The organism is Pseudomonas sp. NFPP12 (assembly GCF_900103205.1).
Classification (GTDB): Bacteria; Pseudomonadota; Gammaproteobacteria; order Pseudomonadales; family Pseudomonadaceae; genus Aquipseudomonas; species Aquipseudomonas protegens.
This window is the reverse complement of record NZ_FMWW01000001.1, coordinates 508390-525115: the sequence shown is the minus strand read 5'-3', so window position 1 is coordinate 525115 and position 16726 is coordinate 508390. Positions and strand designations below refer to the sequence as shown.

Annotated in this window: 17 protein-coding genes; 12 read left to right on the top strand and 5 right to left on the bottom strand. The window is 66.2% G+C overall.

Annotated features, from left to right (window positions below; all coding sequences use genetic code 11):
* Positions 1 to 27 precede the first annotated feature (27 nt).
* From BLS75_RS02345 to hpaI, 8 genes are all read left to right on the top strand, one after another.
* Entirely contained in the window at positions 28 to 687 is a 660-nt protein-coding gene (locus BLS75_RS02345) for a fumarylacetoacetate hydrolase family protein (RefSeq protein WP_072450161.1), read from the top strand.
* A gap of 9 nt (positions 688 to 696) precedes the next feature.
* Complete coding sequence (locus tag BLS75_RS02340; protein ID WP_019095470.1) at positions 697 to 1497, top strand: fumarylacetoacetate hydrolase family protein; 801 nt, start codon at positions 697 to 699, stop codon at positions 1495 to 1497.
* The gene (hpaE, locus tag BLS75_RS02335; protein WP_015635872.1) at positions 1498 to 2958 is read left to right on the top strand and encodes a 5-carboxymethyl-2-hydroxymuconate semialdehyde dehydrogenase; all 1461 of its coding nucleotides are present in this window, start codon (positions 1498 to 1500) and stop codon (positions 2956 to 2958) included. It abuts the gene before it with no gap.
* Between the two features lie 54 nt (positions 2959 to 3012).
* Positions 3013 to 3870 carry a 3,4-dihydroxyphenylacetate 2,3-dioxygenase gene (gene hpaD / locus BLS75_RS02330; protein WP_072450160.1) on the top strand — a complete coding sequence of 286 codons (858 nt, stop codon included), beginning with the start codon at positions 3013 to 3015 and terminating at the stop codon, positions 3868 to 3870.
* Positions 3871 to 3935: 65 nt separating this feature from the next.
* The gene (locus BLS75_RS02325; protein ID WP_072450159.1) at positions 3936 to 4325 is read left to right on the top strand and encodes a 5-carboxymethyl-2-hydroxymuconate Delta-isomerase; all 390 of its coding nucleotides are present in this window, start codon (positions 3936 to 3938) and stop codon (positions 4323 to 4325) included.
* A gap of 135 nt (positions 4326 to 4460) precedes the next feature.
* Positions 4461 to 5768 carry an MFS transporter gene (locus BLS75_RS02320; RefSeq protein WP_011061657.1) on the top strand — a complete coding sequence of 436 codons (1308 nt, stop codon included), beginning with the start codon at positions 4461 to 4463 and terminating at the stop codon, positions 5766 to 5768.
* 2 nt (positions 5769 to 5770) lie between these two features.
* The gene (hpaH, locus tag BLS75_RS02315) at positions 5771 to 6574 is read left to right on the top strand and encodes a 2-oxo-hept-4-ene-1,7-dioate hydratase (protein WP_072450158.1); all 804 of its coding nucleotides are present in this window, start codon (positions 5771 to 5773) and stop codon (positions 6572 to 6574) included.
* Positions 6575 to 6584: 10 nt separating this feature from the next.
* Positions 6585 to 7385, top strand: a complete 801-nt coding sequence (hpaI, locus tag BLS75_RS02310) for a 4-hydroxy-2-oxoheptanedioate aldolase (RefSeq protein WP_011061659.1) — start codon at positions 6585 to 6587, stop codon at positions 7383 to 7385.
* A gap of 99 nt (positions 7386 to 7484) precedes the next feature.
* Here hpaI and BLS75_RS02305 read toward each other — a convergent pair whose 3' ends face one another.
* Together BLS75_RS02305 and BLS75_RS02300 are read right to left on the bottom strand one after the other, a co-directional pair.
* On the bottom strand, positions 7485 to 8624 hold the full coding sequence (locus BLS75_RS02305) for a glycerate kinase (protein WP_041118529.1): 1140 nt from the start codon (positions 8622 to 8624) through the stop codon (positions 7485 to 7487).
* A 415-nt stretch (positions 8625 to 9039) separates the two neighbouring features.
* Positions 9040 to 10161 (bottom strand): sugar diacid recognition domain-containing protein, encoded by a 1122-nt coding sequence (locus tag BLS75_RS02300; RefSeq protein ID WP_011061661.1) that lies wholly within the window; start codon positions 10159 to 10161, stop codon positions 9040 to 9042.
* Between the two features lie 191 nt (positions 10162 to 10352).
* On the opposite strand from BLS75_RS02300, the gene BLS75_RS02295 reads away from it, so the two are divergent.
* Complete coding sequence (locus BLS75_RS02295) at positions 10353 to 11663, top strand: MFS transporter (RefSeq protein WP_011061662.1); 1311 nt, start codon at positions 10353 to 10355, stop codon at positions 11661 to 11663.
* 78 nt (positions 11664 to 11741) lie between these two features.
* Here BLS75_RS02295 and BLS75_RS02290 read toward each other — a convergent pair whose 3' ends face one another.
* Both BLS75_RS02290 and BLS75_RS02285 read right to left on the bottom strand, forming a co-directional pair.
* The gene (locus BLS75_RS02290) at positions 11742 to 12152 is read right to left on the bottom strand and encodes a VOC family protein (protein ID WP_072450157.1); all 411 of its coding nucleotides are present in this window, start codon (positions 12150 to 12152) and stop codon (positions 11742 to 11744) included.
* Positions 12149 to 12880 carry an SDR family oxidoreductase gene (locus BLS75_RS02285; RefSeq protein ID WP_072450156.1) on the bottom strand — a complete coding sequence of 244 codons (732 nt, stop codon included), beginning with the start codon at positions 12878 to 12880 and terminating at the stop codon, positions 12149 to 12151. The genes BLS75_RS02290 and BLS75_RS02285 overlap by 4 nt, the downstream gene beginning before the upstream one ends.
* Before the next feature lie 100 nt (positions 12881 to 12980).
* On the opposite strand from BLS75_RS02285, the gene BLS75_RS02280 reads away from it, so the two are divergent.
* The 3 genes from BLS75_RS02280 to rarD all read left to right on the top strand — a co-directional run bounded on the left by BLS75_RS02280 (position 12981) and on the right by rarD (position 16207).
* Positions 12981 to 13880, top strand: a complete 900-nt coding sequence (locus BLS75_RS02280) for a LysR family transcriptional regulator (RefSeq protein WP_072450155.1) — start codon at positions 12981 to 12983, stop codon at positions 13878 to 13880.
* Positions 13881 to 14107: 227 nt separating this feature from the next.
* Entirely contained in the window at positions 14108 to 15121 is a 1014-nt protein-coding gene (locus tag BLS75_RS02275; protein ID WP_072450154.1) for an aldo/keto reductase, read from the top strand.
* 204 nt (positions 15122 to 15325) lie between these two features.
* Complete coding sequence (gene rarD / locus BLS75_RS02270; protein ID WP_015635880.1) at positions 15326 to 16207, top strand: EamA family transporter RarD; 882 nt, start codon at positions 15326 to 15328, stop codon at positions 16205 to 16207.
* A 48-nt stretch (positions 16208 to 16255) separates the two neighbouring features.
* Here the strand turns inward: rarD and hpaR are convergent, their stop codons facing one another.
* On the bottom strand, positions 16256 to 16678 hold the full coding sequence (gene hpaR / locus BLS75_RS02265; protein WP_011061668.1) for a homoprotocatechuate degradation operon regulator HpaR: 423 nt from the start codon (positions 16676 to 16678) through the stop codon (positions 16256 to 16258).
* Between the last annotated feature and the right edge of the window lie 48 nt (positions 16679 to 16726).

Here is a 16726-nt window from a genome sequence, read left to right as displayed (position 1 = left end):
TACGGGTACGGACACCAGGAGAGCCCGATGAGCCGTGCACTGAACGATCACGCCGGCGGCACCCTGTTCGGCGTTGCGCTGAACTACCAGGGGTTGCTGCAGAGCCATCTGCAGAGCTTCACCCAGCCGCCCTACCAGAAGCCGCCGGTGAAGCCGGTGCTGTTCATCAAGACCCCCAACACCCGCAACAGCCATGAGGCGCCGGTGGTGTTTCCCCAGGGTGTGGAGCGCCTGCAGCCCGGCCCGGCCCTGGGCGTGGTGATCGGCAAGCGCGCCAGCCGGGTGCGCCTGGAAGACGCCCTGGAACACGTGGCCGGCTACACCATCGTCAACGAATTCAGCCTGCCGGAAGACAGCTACTACCGCCCCGCGGTCAAGGCCAAGTGCCGGGACGGCTTCTGCGCCCTGGGCCCGGAGCTGGTACCGGCCGCCGAGGTGCCCGCCCCCCATGCCCTGAGCCTGGAGCTGTGGGTCAACGGCGAGCGGGTGCAGCACAACAGCACCGCCAACCTGGTGCGCAGCATTCCCCAGCTGATTGCCGAGATCAGCGAGTTCATGACCCTGCACCCCGGTGACGTGCTGATCACCGGCACTCCGGAAGGCCGGGTCGATGTACGCCCCGGCGATCGGGTCGAAGTGCAGATCAGCGGCCTGGGCCGCCTCGCCAACACCATCGTGGCCGAATAAGGAACCGACATGAAACATGCACGCATTCGTTATCAGGGCCAGGTCCACCAGGCCCTGGTCACCGGCCCCAACACCCTGCAACTGGAAGACGGCCGGGTCCTGGCCGAAGACCAGGTGCAGTGGCTGCCGCCGGCCACCGGGACCATGTTCGCCCTGGGCCTGAACTATGCCGACCACGCCGCCGAGCTGGCCTTCAAGCCGCCCACCGAACCGCTGGTGTTCATCAAGTCTCCCGGCACCTACACCGGCCACAAACAGGTGACCTGGCGCCCGGACAACGTCGCCTACATGCACTACGAGTGCGAGCTGGTGGCGGTGATCGGCAAGACCGCGCGCAACGTCAAGCGCGAGGATGCCCTGGACTACCTGGCCGGCTACACCCTGTGCAACGACTATGCGATCCGCGACTACCTGGAGAACTACTACCGGCCCAACCTGCGGGTGAAGAACCGCGATGCCACCACCCCGGTAGGCCCGTGGATCATCGACGCGGCCCAGGTACCCGAACCCAACAACCTGACCCTGCGCACCTGGGTCAACGGCGAGTTGCGCCAGCAAGGCAGCACCGCCGACATGATCTTCGACATCCCCTACCTGATCGAATACCTGTCCGGCTTCATGACCCTGCAACCGGGGGACATGATCGCCACCGGCACCCCCGAAGGCCTGTCCGACGTGGTGCCCGGCGATGAGGTGGTGGTGGAAATCGAAGGCATCGGCCGGCTGGTCAACCGCATCGTCAGCGAAAGCGAATTCTTCACCCATCACGCCCACCCGGAGCCCACTGCCGTGGCCAAGGAGCACGCATAAATGATCAAGCACTGGATCAACGGCCGCGAAGTCGAAAGCCGCGAAGTGTTCACCAACTACAACCCCGCCACCGGTGAAGCCATTGGCGAGGTGGCCAGCGGCGGCGCCGAGGAAATCGCCCAGGCGGTAGCGGCGGCCAAGGACGCCTTTCCGAAATGGGCCAATACCCCGGCATCGGTGCGCGCCCGGCTGATGCGCCGCCTGGGTGCGCTGATCGAAGAGAACGTGCCGCACCTGGCGGAGCTGGAAACCCTGGACACCGGCCTGCCGATCCACCAGACCCGCAACGTGCTGATTCCCCGGGCCTCCCACAACTTCGATTTCTTCGCCGAGGTCTGCACCCGCATGGATGGCCACAGCTATCCGGTGGACGACCAGATGCTCAACTACACCCTGTACCAGCCGGTGGGCGTCTGCGCCCTGGTGTCGCCATGGAACGTGCCGTTCATGACCGCCACCTGGAAGACCGCGCCGTGCCTGGCCCTGGGCAATACCGCGGTGCTGAAGATGAGCGAACTGTCGCCGCTGACCGCCAATGAGCTGGGCCGGCTGGCGGTGGAAGCCGGGATTCCCGCCGGGGTGCTGAACATCGTCCAGGGCTATGGCGCCACCGCCGGCGATGCCCTGGTGCGCCACCCGGACGTGCGGGCGATTTCCTTCACCGGCGGCACCGCCACCGGCAAGAAGATCATGCAGACCGCGGGCCTGAAGAAGTACTCCATGGAACTGGGCGGCAAGTCGCCGGTGCTGATCTTCGAAGACGCCGACCTGGAACGGGCCCTGGACGCCGCGCTGTTCACCATCTTTTCCCTGAACGGCGAGCGCTGCACCGCCGGCAGCCGGATCTTCATCCAGGAAAGCGTCTACCCGCAGTTCGTCAAGGAGTTCGCCGCCAGGGCCAGGCGCCTGATCGTCGGTGACCCGCAGGACCCCAAGACCCAGGTCGGCTCGATGATCACCCAGGCCCACTACGACAAGGTCACCGGCTATATCCGCATCGGCCTGGAAGAAGGCGCGACCCTGCTGGCCGGCGGCCTGGAACGCCCGGCCAACCTGCCGGCGCACCTGGCCCGCGGGCAGTTCATCCAGCCCACGGTGTTCGCCGACGTGGACAACAAGATGCGCATCGCCCAGGAAGAGATCTTCGGCCCGGTGGTGTGCCTGATCCCGTTCAAGGACGAGGCCCAGGCCCTGCAACTGGCCAACGACACCGAGTACGGCCTGGCCTCCTACATCTGGACCCAGGACATCGGCAAGGCCCATCGCCTGGCCCGTGGCATCGAGGCCGGCATGGTGTTCATCAACAGCCAGAACGTGCGCGACCTGCGCCAGCCCTTCGGCGGTATCAAGGGTTCGGGCACCGGTCGCGAAGGCGGCGAATACAGCTTCGAGGTCTTTGCCGAGATCAAGAACGTCTGCCTCTCCATGGGCAGCCACCACATACCGCGCTGGGGCGTGTAAGGTTCAGAACCGTCCCGGATCACCCCAACAAGAAGATGTTTCAGGAGAAGCACCATGGGCGAAGTCGTCATGGCCGCCAAGGTCTGCCACGTACCATCGATGTACCTGTCCGAACTGCCGGGCAAACACCACGGCTGCCGTGAGGCGGCCATTGCCGGGCACAAGGAGATCGCCCGCCGGGCCCGGGAGCTGGGGGCCGACACCGCGGTGGTGTTCGATGTGCACTGGCTGGTCAACAGCGGGTACCACATCAACTGCGGCGAGGCGTTCAACGGCACCTACACCAGCAACGAGCTGCCGCACTTCATCAAGAACATGACCTACGACTACCAGGGCTGCCCGGAGCTGGGTGAGCTGATCGCCGCCGAGGCCAATGCCGCCGACGTGCGTACCCTGGCCCACAACATCCCGAGCCTGGAACTGGAGTACGGCACCCTGGTGCCCATGCGCTACATGCACATGGACGTGCCCGCTGCCAAGCACTTGAAGGTGGTGTCCATCGCCGCCTGGTGCGCCTGGCACCGCCTCGAAGACAGCTTCACCTTTGGCGCCGCGGTGCGCCGGGCCATCGAGAAGAGCGATCGCAAGGTCCTGGTGCTGGCGTCGGGCTCCCTCTCCCACCGTTTCTCCAACGACCGCGAGGCCGAGGCCAACATCCACAACTGGACCCGGGAGTTCGACAAGCAGGTGGACCAGCGGGTGGTGGAGCTGTGGCAGCAGGGCCGCTTCCGCGAGTTCTGCGCCATGCTCCCGGACTACGCCAGCAGCTGTCATGGCGAGGGTGGAATGCACGATACGGCCATGCTCCTGGGGCTGTTGGGCGGGCCAGAATACAACCGCCCAGCGGAGATCGTCACTCCGCTGTTCGGCAGCTCCGGCACCGGCCAGATCAACGCCATCTTCCCTGTCTAGGCCCAGCTGTCACCCTGACTCGCAAGCGGCCGGGTTCCCGCCGGCCACTTGCGAAGGAGTTCCCCATGCCGCATTTCATCGCTGAATACACCGACAACATCGAACAGGCCGCCGACCTGCCGGGGCTGTTCGAAAAGGTCCATGACTACCTGGGCGCCACTGGGGTGTTCCCCCTGGGCGGTATCCGCAGCCGCGGAGTGCGCCTGGACACCTGGCGCATGGCCGACGGCAAGCACGACTACGCCTTCGTCCACATGCGCCTGCAAGTGGGAGCCGGCCGCGACCTGGCCACACGGCGCCAGGTCGCCGAGGGCCTGTTCGAGATCATCAAGGCGCACTTCGACAAGCTTCAGGGCCAGCGCCTCTTGGCCCTGTCGTTCGAAATGAGCGAGCTGGATGCCGAGCTGAACTTCAAGCACAACAACGTGCACGAGTTCCTGCGCGGACAAGCCTGAGGGTAGCCGCCGGTAGGAACCGGCTCGCCAGCGAAGCGGCCCTCAGGCCTTGTGCCAGCCCCGGATCCGCCTTCGCCGGCAAGCCGGCTCCTGCAGGCCGGCCACCCACACAAGAACAATAACGAGATCATTGCCATGCCCCACTCAACCCTTGCCACGGCGCCGGTCGCCGAGGTCGATGACTGCTATCGCAAGATCACCTGGCGGCTGATGCCGCTGTTGTTCGTCTGCTACATCTTTGCTCACCTGGACCGCATCAACATCGGTTTCGCCAAGCTGCAGATGACCCAGGACCTGGGCTTCAGCGACAGCGTCTATGGCCTGGGTGCCGGGCTGTTCTTCGTCGCCTACGCGCTGTTCGGGGTGCCCAGCAACCTGGCCCTGGACCGGGTCGGCCCACGGCGCTGGATCGCCTTCCTGATGCTGGTCTGGGGCCTGCTGTCCAGCGCCCTGATGCTGGTGGACAGCGCCTGGGGCTTCTATGTTTTGCGCTTTCTGCTGGGGGTCGCCGAGGCCGGCTTCTTCCCCGGCATCCTGGTGCTGCTCAACCGCTGGTTCCCGGCCAGCCGCCGCGGCCAGGTCACCGCCCTGTTCGCCATCGCCGTGCCCATGGCCGGAGTCATTGGCGGCCCCCTCTCCGGGTGGATCCTGGAAAGCTTCCACGACTTCGGCGGCCTGCGCGGCTGGCAGTGGATGTTCCTCATCGAAGGCCTGCCGGTGGTGCTGCTGGGCCTGGTGGTGCTCAAGGCCCTGCCGGAAAGCATCGAACAGGTGGGCTGGCTGACCCCGGCGCAGAAGACCTGGCTGCTGCAGGCCCTGCAACAGGAAGAACAGCACAAGTCCATCACCCGTTTCAGCGGCATCCTCAGGGACCGCCACGTCTGGCTGCTGGTGTGCATCTACTTCGCGGTGATGCTGGCGGTGAACACCATCGCCTTCTGGATGCCGACCCTGATCCACCACGCCGGCATCGCCCGGGACAGCAATGTCGGCCTGCTCAGTGCCCTGCCCTACCTGGCAGGCTGCCTGTTCATGCTCGGCGTCGGCCGCTCCTCGGACCGCCTGCGCGAACGTCGCTGGCACCTGGGGGTGCCGCTGCTGATGTCCAGCCTGGGGCTGATCCTCACCGGGCTGGCCCCGGACAACCCCTGGCTGGTGATGTTCGGCCTGCTGGTGGCGGGCATGGGCGCCAGCGCCGCCTTGCCGATGTTCTGGCAACTGCCGCCGGCCTTTCTCGCCAGCAGCACCCAGGCCGCGGGTATCGCCCTGATCAGTTCCTTCGGCAGCGTCGCCGCGTTCCTTGCCCCTTACCTGATCGGCGTGGTGCGCGACGCCACCCAAAGCGCCAGCCTGGCCCTCTACGCCCTGGCCCTGCTGATTGCCTGCGGCGCCTGGCTGGTGCTCCAGGTGCCGGCTCATATCGTCAACCCTCGGGAGAAATAACCATGCTCAGCCCCTCGGATATCCAGGACGCCGCCGCGCGCCTCAACGCCGCCGAGCGCAGCCGTGAACAGATCGGCCAGCTGTCCCTGCAATACCCCGCTATCAGCATCGAAGATGCCTACGCCATCCAGCGCAGCTGGGTGGAACAGAAAATCCGCGACGGGCGCAAGCTGGTGGGCCACAAGATTGGCCTGACCTCACGGGCCATGCAGGTTTCCTCGAACATCACCGAGCCGGATTTCGGCGCCCTGCTGGACGACATGCTGTTCGACGAAGGCAGCGACATTCCCTTCCAGCGCTTCATCGTGCCCCGGGTCGAGGTGGAACTGGCGTTCATCCTCGGCAAGCCGCTCAAGGGGCCCCACTGCACCCTGTTCGATGTGCTGGACGCCACCGACTGGGTGATCCCGGCGCTGGAGATCATCGATGCGCGCATCCAGCAGGTGGACCCGCAGACCCAGGCCACCCGCAAGGTCTTCGACACCATCTCGGACAATGCCGCCAACGCCGGGGTGGTGATGGGTGGCCGCGCCGTGCGTCCAGGGGATGTGGATTTGCGCAAGGTGCCGGCGGTGCTCTACCGCAATGGCGTGATCGAGGAGTCCGGGGTCTCTGCCGCGGTGCTCAACCACCCGGCCAAGGGCGTGGCCTGGCTGGCCAACAAGCTCGCGGCCTATGACGTCGGCCTGGAGGCCGGGCAGATCATTCTTGGCGGCTCCTTCACTCGCCCGGTGGCCGCCCGTCCCGGAGATGTATTCCACGTGGACTACGATCAGTTGGGCAGCATTGCCTGCCGTTTCGTCTGAGGAGACTGCCATGGACATGCCACTGAACCTGTTCAAGCAACGCCTGCAACAGCGCGAACCGCAGATTGGCCTGTGGCTGGGCCTGGCGGACGGCTACTGTGCCGAGCTGGCGGCCAACGCCGGTTTCGACTGGCTGCTGCTGGACGGCGAACACGCGCCCAACGATCTGCGCAGCCTGCTGGCGCAGTTGCAGGCCATTGCCCCTTACCCAGCCCAAGGCATTATCCGCCCGCCCATTGGCGATACCGCGCTGATCAAGCAATTGCTGGACATCGGCGCCCAGACCCTGTTGATCCCCATGGTGGAAAGCGCCGAGCAGGCACGCCAGCTGGTGCGCGCCATGCGCTATCCGCCACTGGGGGTTCGTGGCGTAGGCAGCGCCCTGGCCCGGGCGTCGCGCTGGAACAGCATCGCCGGCTACCTGGATCAGGCGGACGAGCAGATGTGCCTGCTGGTGCAGATCGAGAACCTCGAAGGCCTGCGCAACCTGGATGAGATTCTCGCGGTGGACGGGGTCGACGGGGTGTTTATCGGCCCGGCGGACCTGTCGGCGGCCATGGGCCAGCGGGGCAACCCCGGGCACCCGGACGTGGTGGCCGCGATTGAAGACGCCATCGTGCGGATTCGTCGGGCGGGCAAGGCCGCAGGGATTCTCAGTGCCGATCAGCGACTGGCGCGGCGCTGCATCGAGTTGGGGGCGAATTTTGTCGCGGTGGGCGTGGATACCACCGTCCTGATGAAGGGCCTGCAGAGCCTGGCCGGCCAGTACAAGACCCTGGACGCCCCCACCAGCGAGGGTGGGGTTTACTGACGGGCGATGGCTGTAGGAGCCGGCTTGCCGGCGAAGGCGTTCTTGCGCGCGGCAAGGCTTGAGGGCCTATTCGCTGGCAAGCCAGCTCCTACGGGGTGCCTAGTGGTTGCTGGCCAGGCGCCAGAGGCGGGCGATGTCGGCGGCGCGTTCGCGCAGCAGACGCGGGGCTTCGCGGCAGGCCTGTTCCAGGCTCATGGGGCCTGAGGTCAGGGCGAAGGCCGCATCCACGCCGTGGGCGTACATCTGCTGGTAGCCCTCGCCCAGGGTGCCGGCAATGACAATCACCGGAACCCCCTGCTCACGGGCGATGCGCGCCACGCCGAACGGGGTCTTGCCGCGCAAGGTCTGGGCGTCGAAGCGACCTTCACCGGTGATCACCAGATCGGCACCGCGCACGGCCTGTTCCAGGCCCACCAGTTCCGCCACCACTTCCACCCCGGGACGAAATTGCGCGCCGAGAAACGCCTTGGCGGCAAACCCCAGGCCACCGGCCGCGCCGCTGCCGGGTTCATCACGCACATCCTTGGGCAGTACCTGGGCGCACAGGTCGGCAAAGTGTCCCAGGGCCTGGTCCAGTTGCTGCACCTGCTGCGCCGAGGCGCCTTTCTGCGGGCCGAAGATGGCTGAAGCGCCGTGCTCGCCGCACAGGGGGTTGTTGACGTCGGCGGCGATGTCGAAGCGCACCTGGGCCAGGCGCGGGTCCATGGCATCCAGCTCGATGTGGGCGAGGTCGGCCAGGGCCAGGCCGCCGCGAGGCAGTATCCGGCCCTGGCGGTCCAGCAGCTTGACCCCCAGCGCCTGCAGGGCCCCCGCGCCGCCGTCGTTGGTGGCGCTGCCGCCGATGGCCAGGATGATGCGCCGGGCACCGGCCTCCAGAGCGGCCTGGATCAGCTCCCCGGTGCCGAAGGTGCTGCTGTTGCACGCATCGCGCTGCTCCAGCGCCAGCAGTTGCAGGCCACTGGCCTCGGCCATTTCGATGATTGCCGTGTGGCTCTGGGGCAGCCAGCCCCAGCGCGCCTCCACGATCGCTCCCAGCGGCCCCTGGACCCGGTTGCTGCGCAGTTGCCCGTCACAGGCGGCGAGAATCGATTCCACCGTCCCTTCGCCACCGTCGGCCATGGGGCATTGGCACAGCTCGGCGTCGGGCCACACATCCGCCAGCCCCTGGGCAATGGCCTGGGCCACGCCTTCGGCACTCAGGCTGTCCTTGAACGAGTCGGGGGCGATGATGATCTTCATGGGTTTTCTCCGGTTCTTGTGCCGCCATGCTGCCATCTGGCGCAGGCCCTGACCCCGGGCCACCGCACAAGTCCGAGGGCGCTTTATTGTTCATTGCTACAACCGCGCAACCTCGCCTAGCGTTGAAACCGCTGCCGCAGACTGCGAACGGGCGCGTAGCGCTCGCGAAGGTCTTGGAAGCGATACAGGTTTAGCTGGAGATTGCCAGGCAAGGCCCTGCGGGCCTTTGCGCAGCCTCGCTGCCGCAGGCTGCGAACGGGCGCGTAGCCCTCGCGAAGGCCTTGGAAGCGATACAGGTTTGGCTGGAGATTGCCAAGCAAGGCCCTGCGGGCCTTTTCGCAGCCTCGCCAAGGCTCGGCAGCGGCTACCCCCCTGTTGGATCGGGATAGGCGATGGTGGAGATCGGCGCGATAAATCAGGCCGGCTCGCTGCGGTGGGGCAGCAGCTGGACGCCAAGATAAAGAGCCAGCATGCCGTCCAGGCGCAAGGGGTCGACGCCGCTGAGTTCGGCTATCCGTTCCATGCGGTAGCGCAGGCTGTTGCGGTGGATGCCCAGGGCATCGGCGCAGGCCTGGCTCTGGCCGTCGTGGTCGCACCAGCTGCGCAGGGTCGCCAGCAACTGGCCGTTGCTGTCCTTGGCCAGGACCTTGCGCAACGGCGTCAGCAGTTCGTCCAGGGCGTCATCGTTGCGGTGGCGCCAGAGCATCACCGGCAGGCGGTAGCGGTTGAGGGTGAGCAATCGCGCGTCCGGCAGGATATCCCGGCCGTAGGCCAGCAGGTCGCCGACCCGGCGGTAGCAGCGGCGCAATCCGGCCAGGCCCTCGGCCTGCCCGCCCACCGCCACCCGCAGGATGTTCCAGCCCTGACCGTCGAGCTTTTCCAGCAGCCGCGGGTTGTCCAGACTCAGGCTCGCCGGGCGGCACCAGAGCAGGGAACTCTTCGACGAGCTGACGCACCAGCTGTCCGGATAGCGGCTCAGCAACCAACTGCTGAGGCTATCCACGCCCTGCCCCGAGGCCGGTTCCTGGGCCAGTTCGAACAGATAGGGCGTACGCGCCAGCTGTGGCTTGAGGCCCATCTGCTGGGCTTCATCCACCAGCCGCGGTGAGTCGCCGCCGTCGCTCAGCAGCAGGGCCAGCAGGTCGTCGCAGCGCTGGCGCCGCCATTGCTGCTCGGCCTGCTGGTGGCGCTGGCCCACCAGCATCTCGGCGGTCATGCGCACCAGTTCGGCATAGGTGCGCAACTGCGCCGGGTCGCCGGTAATGCCCAGCACCCCGATCAGCCGCTGGTCATGCAGCAACGGCAGGTTGATGCCCGGCTGCACGCCCTTGAGCTGGCGCGCGGTGGGTTCGTCGATCTCCACCACCCGGCCGTTGGCCAGCACCAGTTGCGCGCCTTCGTGCCGGGTGTTGATACGCTCCGGCTCGCCGCTGCCAAGGATCAGGCCCTGGCTGTCCATGACGTTGACGTTGTAGGGCAGGATCGCCATCGTGCGGTCGACGATATCCTGCGCCAGGTCATGATCCAGTTCGAACATGGGGGGATGATCCTTGACGGCTACAGCTGCGGGGACGGGCCGCGGGGTACGCGGCGTTGTTCAGTGGCACAGGGCCCGGGGCCAATCGCTGTGCGCCGGCACAAAGACAGGCCCGCGCCGGTGACCGAGACTCTCAGGGCGGTCAACGTTACCCTTGCACCGCGAAAAATCATAATAAAGAGAGACACACCATGTCACAGAGCGCCGCTGCCCCACTGGCCCAGGCTGACGACAAGAACGCCGTCTACAAGCGCATCACCCTGCGCCTGATCCCCTTCATCTTCGTCTGCTACCTGTTCAACTACCTCGACCGGGTCAACGTTGGCTTCGCCAAGTTGCAGATGCTCGATGCCCTGAAATTCAGCGAAACGGTCTACGGCCTGGGCGCCGGGATTTTCTTCATCGGCTACGTGCTGTGCGGCGTGCCGAGCAACCTGGCACTGAACCGGTTCGGCCCGCGGCGCTGGATCGCGCTGATGATGATCACCTGGGGCACCTTGTCCACCTGCCTGCTGTTCGTCACCACGCCGACCCAGTTCTACACCCTGCGCCTGTTCACCGGGGCCGCCGAAGCCGGCTTCTTCCCCGGCGTGGTGCTGTACCTCTCGCAGTGGTTCCCGACCTTCCGCCGTGGCCGGATCATGGCCCTGTTCATGTCAGCGATCCCGGTGTCCGGCCTGCTGGGCAGCCCGTTTTCCGGCTGGATCCTCAACCACTTCGCCGCCGGCCAGGGCGGCCTCGCCGGCTGGCAGTGGATGTTCCTGCTGCAGGGCATTCCTACCGTGATCCTCGGCGCCCTGGCGTTCTTCCTGCTCAGCGACAGCTTCGCCCATGCCAAGTGGCTGACCCCGACTGAACGCGCGGTGCTGGAGGCCGACCAGGCCAGCGACCTCGCCAACCAGCCCAAGACCGCCAGCGACTCCCTGGCCGCGGTGTTCAAGAACCCGGCGATCTGGGCCTTCGGCCTGATCTACTTCTGCATCCAGAGCGGGGTCTACGCGATCAACTTCTGGCTGCCGTCGATCATCAAGAACCTGGGGTTTGCCGACAACCTGGTGATCGGCTGGCTGAGCGCCATTCCCTATCTGCTGGCGGCGGTGTTCATGCTGCTGGTGGGGCGTTCGGCGGACCTGCGCAAGGAGCGCCGCTGGCACCTTGTAGTGCCGATGTTGATGGGCGCCGTGGGGCTGCTGATCGCGGTTAACTTCGCCGCCAACCCGGCCATCGCCATTCTCGGCCTGACCCTCGCCACCATGGGTGCCCTCACCGGCCTGCCGATGTTCTGGCCGGTGCCCACTGCCCTGCTCAGCGCCGGTGCAGCTGCCGGTGGCCTGGCGCTGATCAACTCCATGGGCCAGATGGCCGGTTTCCTCAGCCCCTATATCGTCGGCTGGGTCAAGGACAGCACCGGTTCCACCGACGCCGCGCTGTACCTGCTGGCCGGGGTGATTGTTGCCGGCAGCCTGCTGGCGCTGCGCATGACCCGCACCCTGAACCGCTAAGCCGCGGCACTACACGGCCCCGGCCACGACAAAAGCCCGTTCGAGCCTCGGCTCCAACGGGCTTTTTCATGGCTGGGCTCAGGCCGGTGCCCCACCTTGTCCGGCGTAGTCGTGGCTGATGCTCAACGCCCCCATCGCCGGAGCATCCAACTCCAGCACCAGGTCGCCGGGCAAGCGGACGAAGATCTGCCAGATGCCGTCTTCCGGCACCTGCGCCACTTGATGCTCCAGGCCACTGGCCTGCACCCGGCGCAACACGGCTTCGGCTGCCTCCTGGGTACTGAAGGCGATGTGGCTCAGTTGCGGCTCAGGGCAATGGGCCTGTTCGATGACGTGCACCAGCGCCGCCTCGCCCTGGTACAACCAGCGCCCGGGAAAGGGAAACGGCGGCCGCCGGCCCGTTTGCAGGCCCAGCAGATCGGCGAAGGCCTGCTGCAACGCCTCGCCCTCGGCGCAGTTGAACGCCAGGTGATCGAAGCGCCAGTTCATAGCAGGCCTCCACCATCGACATCGATCAGGCTCCCGCTGATAAAGCCGTTCTCCATGGCCAGGATAAAGGCCGCCGCCACCTCATCCGGCTGGCCGACGCGGCCCACCGGCAGGTTGGCACCGGTGCGGGCGAACATGGCTTCGCGGGCGTCCTCGGGCATCCCGGCATAGGCTTCGGTGGCGGTGACCCCGGGGCTGATGACATTCACCCGGCGTGGCGCCAGCTCCTTGGCCAGGTGCTTGCCCAGGGCTTCGAGGGCGGCGTTGAGGGTGGTCTTGAGCACTTGCCCGGGGACCATTTTGCGCGACAGCAGGCCCGAAGTCAGGCTGATGCTGCCTTGCGGCGCGAGTGTCGGCAGCGCCGCCTGGACCGCGCGCCACACGCCCCAGAACTTCACCTCGAAAGCCCGCTGGGCATCCAGCAGATCGGTGTCGGCCAGGGGCTTGGCGGCAATGGCCGGACCGGCGCTGATCACCAGGTGATCGAAGGCCCCCACTCTGGCGAACAAGGCCTTGAGACTGGCGGCATCGGTAATGTCCACGGCGATGCTGCAGGCCGATTCCGGCAGCTGTGCCTGCTGGCGCTGCAAGGCCTCGAGGCTGCGCCCCGCCAGTACCACCCGAGCGCCACGGGCCGCGGCCTGGCGCGCCACTGCGGCGCCAATGCCGCTGCCGGCGCCAATCACCACCAAGGTTTGCTGGGCCAGGTTTGAGTTGGAAAGAGTCATTGCGATCACCTGCTGCGATTGAAAGTGATTACATCTTCCCAGCTTGCCAATCGAGGAAAAATCCAGCTAAAACGCAAAGATCTTTAAAGGATTTTTATTAATGAGCTCGATACTGGACCTGGAAATCTTCGTACGCACTGCCGATGCCGGGAGCATTTCCGCCGCGGCCCGCTCCCTGGGCCTGACCGCCGCAGCCGCCAGCATCGCCCTCAAGCGCCTGGAAACCCGCCTCGGCAGCCGTCTGCTGGCGCGTTCCACCCGCAGCATGCGGCTCACCGAGGAAGGCCGCCGCTACCTGGAAAGCGTGCGCCTGGCCCTGGCCACCCTGGAGGACGGCGAGCTGGCGCTCAAGCAGCAGAGCCAGGGCCTGGCCGGGGTGCTGCAACTGTCGGCGCCCTCGGACTTCGGGCGCAATGCCCTGCTGCCCTGGCTCGATGAATTCAAGGCCGAGCACCCGCAACTGCGCCTGCAACTGCGGCTCGATGATCGCCACGCCGACCTGTTCCGCGACGCTGTGGATGTGGCCCTGCGCTTTGGCGTGCCCGAGGATTCCAGCCTGGTGGCCTTGCCGATTCTCCCCGGGCACCGACGCATCGCCTGCGCCAGCCCGGCCTACCTGGCCCGTTGCGGGGTGCCGCAAAACCCCGAGGCGCTGGCCGGGCACAGCGCCCTGCTGTACCTGCGCAATGGCCAGCCCTATGACCGCTGGCGTTTCAGCCGCGACAGCGAAACCCGCGAAGTCCTGGTGCGGGGCGATTACCTGTGCGACGACGGTGAGGTGGCCCGGCGCTGGGCCCTGGCCGGCCACGGCATTGTCTACAAGGCCCGGCTGGATGTGGCCGAGGACATCCGCGCCGGGCGCCTGGTGCCGCTGCTCGGCGACTGGCAAGGGGAACCGGCCCCCTTCAACTTGCTGTGCCCCCATCGCCTGCAGGTTTCCCAGCGAGTGCGCCTGCTGCACAGCTTTGTATCGCAGCGCTGCCGGGCGCTGTGCCCCTGACCCGCAGCGGCTCCGGGACGGCTGGCCGCTGCACGGTTCGCCGGCAAGCCGGCTCCTACGGAACCTCCTTGCAGGAGCTGGCTTGCCAGTGATAGCGATCTCACGGGCACCTGTGCCGGCAAGGGAGCGCCATTCAGGCATTGCAGAGGCCCGGGGTTGTGGTATTTGATGGTCGCCCCAATGGCCGGAAATGCCCTGGCCAGCCCTCTAGCACAAGGATTCCGCCCATGAGCTATCGCACCCTCGGCCATTCCGGCCTCAAGGTTTCCAGCCTGACCCTGGGCACCATGATGTTCGGCGAGCAGACCAGTACCGAAGACTCGCTGCGTATCATCGACAAGGCCTGGGACCAGGGGATCAACTTCATCGACACCGCCGACGTCTATACCCAGGGCCGCTCCGAGGAGATCGTCGGCGAAGCCATTGCCAGCCACCGCCATGAGTGGGTGCTGGCGTCCAAGGTCGGCTTCGGTCCGGTGGACGGCGTGCCCAACCGCAGCGGCCTGAGCCGCAAGCACATCTTCAACGGCATCGAGGCCAGCCTGACCCGCCTGGGCACCGATTACCTGGACATCTACTACCTGCACCGCGAAGACCACAACACGCCTCTGGAAGTGAGCATCTCGGCCATCGGCGACCTGTTGCGCCAGGGCAAGATCCGCTACTGGGGCCTGTCCAATTATCGGGGCTGGCGGATTGCCGAGGCGATTCGAGTCGCCGACCAGCTGGGGGTGGACCGCCCGGTGATCAGCCAGCCGCTGTACAACATCGTCAACCGCCAGGCCGAGGGCGAGCAGATCACCGCCGCCCGCGCCTATGGCCTGGGCGTGGTGCCCTACAGCCCCCTGGCTCGTGGTGTGCTCAGCGGCAAGTATGCGCCGGACGTCGCCCCGGACGCCGCCAGCCGCGCCGGGCGCCAGGACAAACGCATCCTGGAGACCGAATGGCGGGTCGAATCCCTGCGCATCGCCCAGCAGATCCAGGAATACGCCCAAGGGCGCGGGGCCGGAATCGTCGAGTTCGCCATTGCCTGGGTACTGAACAACCAGGCGGTGAGCTCGGCCATTGTCGGCCCGCGCACCGAGGCCCAGTGGGACGCCTACACCCGGGCCCTGGAGGTGAAGATCAGCCCTGAGGACGAAGCCTTCATCGACGCGCTGGTGACCCCGGGGCACGCCTCGACACCCGGTTTCAATGATGTCGGCCATTTTGTCTCCGGACGTTTTGCGCACCTGGGCTAAACACGGACCCTGGCCGCGCAAACCCAGCGGCCATCGCAGTCCGACCTTTCCCTGGAAGGCCGGGCCGCGCCACAAACGAGAAATTTTCCCGCCGGGGTGTCGCAAACAGAGCAAAAATCCCGGGGCAAACCCTCTATATTCCCCCTCGCTCCACTCTCCCCTTCTTTTTGTGCATCCCGAGCGTTCGGGTTCTACGAGGACTGCGTGTCTAAAGGTATTGCGTTATCGGTTCTGGCGTCGGTGCTGTTTGCCGTCATGTATTTCTACACCTCGCTGCTGGCGCCCCTGACCGGGGTGGAGATCTTCGGCTGGCGGATGTTGCTGACCCTGCCCTGCATGACCCTGTTCATGCTGCTGGCCGGTGAATGGCATCGGGTCGACGAAGTGCTGCGACGGGTGCGCAGCAAGCCCGTGCTGGGCCCGGCGCTGCTGCTGTCGTCGGCGCTGGTCGGGGTGCAGCTCTGGCTGTTCATGTGGGCACCGCTCAATGGCCATAGCCTGGATGTATCCCAGGGCTATTTCCTGCTGCCGCTGACCATGGTCCTGACCGGGCGCATCGTCTATGGCGAACGTCTGTCACGGCTGCAGAAGCTGGCAGCGGTGCTGGCCTGCATCGGCGTGCTCAACGAGCTGTACCAGGTGGGCAGCTTTTCCTGGGCGACCCTGGTGGTGGCCCTGGGCTACCCGCTGTATTTCGTCTTGCGCAAGCGCCTGGGCACCGACCACCTGGGCGGCCTGTGGGTGGACATGGCCCTGCTGATGCCGGTGGCACTGTGGGTGGTGCAGAGCGGCGAACAGGGCATTGCCGTGGTCGCGGCCCAACCCTGGCTGTACCTGCTGATTCCCGTGCTGGGGGTGATCAGTGCCTCGGCGCTGGTGTGCTACATCATTGCCAGCCGCTTGCTGGCCTTCAGCCTGTTCGGCCTGCTCAGCTATGTGGAACCGGTACTGCTGCTGTTGGTGGCGCTGCTGCTGGGGGAAAGCATCAAGGCCGGGGAATGGCTGACCTACGTGCCGATCTGGCTGGCGGTGCTGGTCCTGGTGCTCGAAGGCGTACGCCATCTGCTGCGCCAGCGCCGGGGCTGAGCCCGGCTGCGGGGATATCTCGCGTGCATCAAGGCCTGCGGTACGGGCTCAGGGCTTGATCTGCTTCAGTTCGTTGAGCAGGGCCAGCAAGGCCTGCATCTTGTCTTCGCCGAACTGCTGCTGGATCTTCTGGTAGTTGATTTCCATGTCGCCGCTCATGGATTCGAAACAGGCCTGGCCCTTGTCGGTCAGGGTGATGAACAGGCGGCGCTGGTCTTCCGGAGACTTGCGCCGGCTGACGTACTGGTCGCGCTCCAGGCGGGTCAGCACGCCGGTCATGCTCGGCGGCAGGATGCAGGCCATCTTCGCCAGCTGATGGCTCTCCAGCTCGCCGTTCTGGCGCAGGATGCGGATCACCCGCCATTGCTGCTCGGTCAGGTCGTGCTGGTTCAGCGAGGGACGGAAAAACGCCATGGCGGCCTCACGGGCCTGCAACAGGGTCAAGGTCAGGGAAGGTCTGGGTGTGTTCATCGAGGCATCGGTCAGGGGCTGGGAATCGGGGGCGAAACATTAACACAT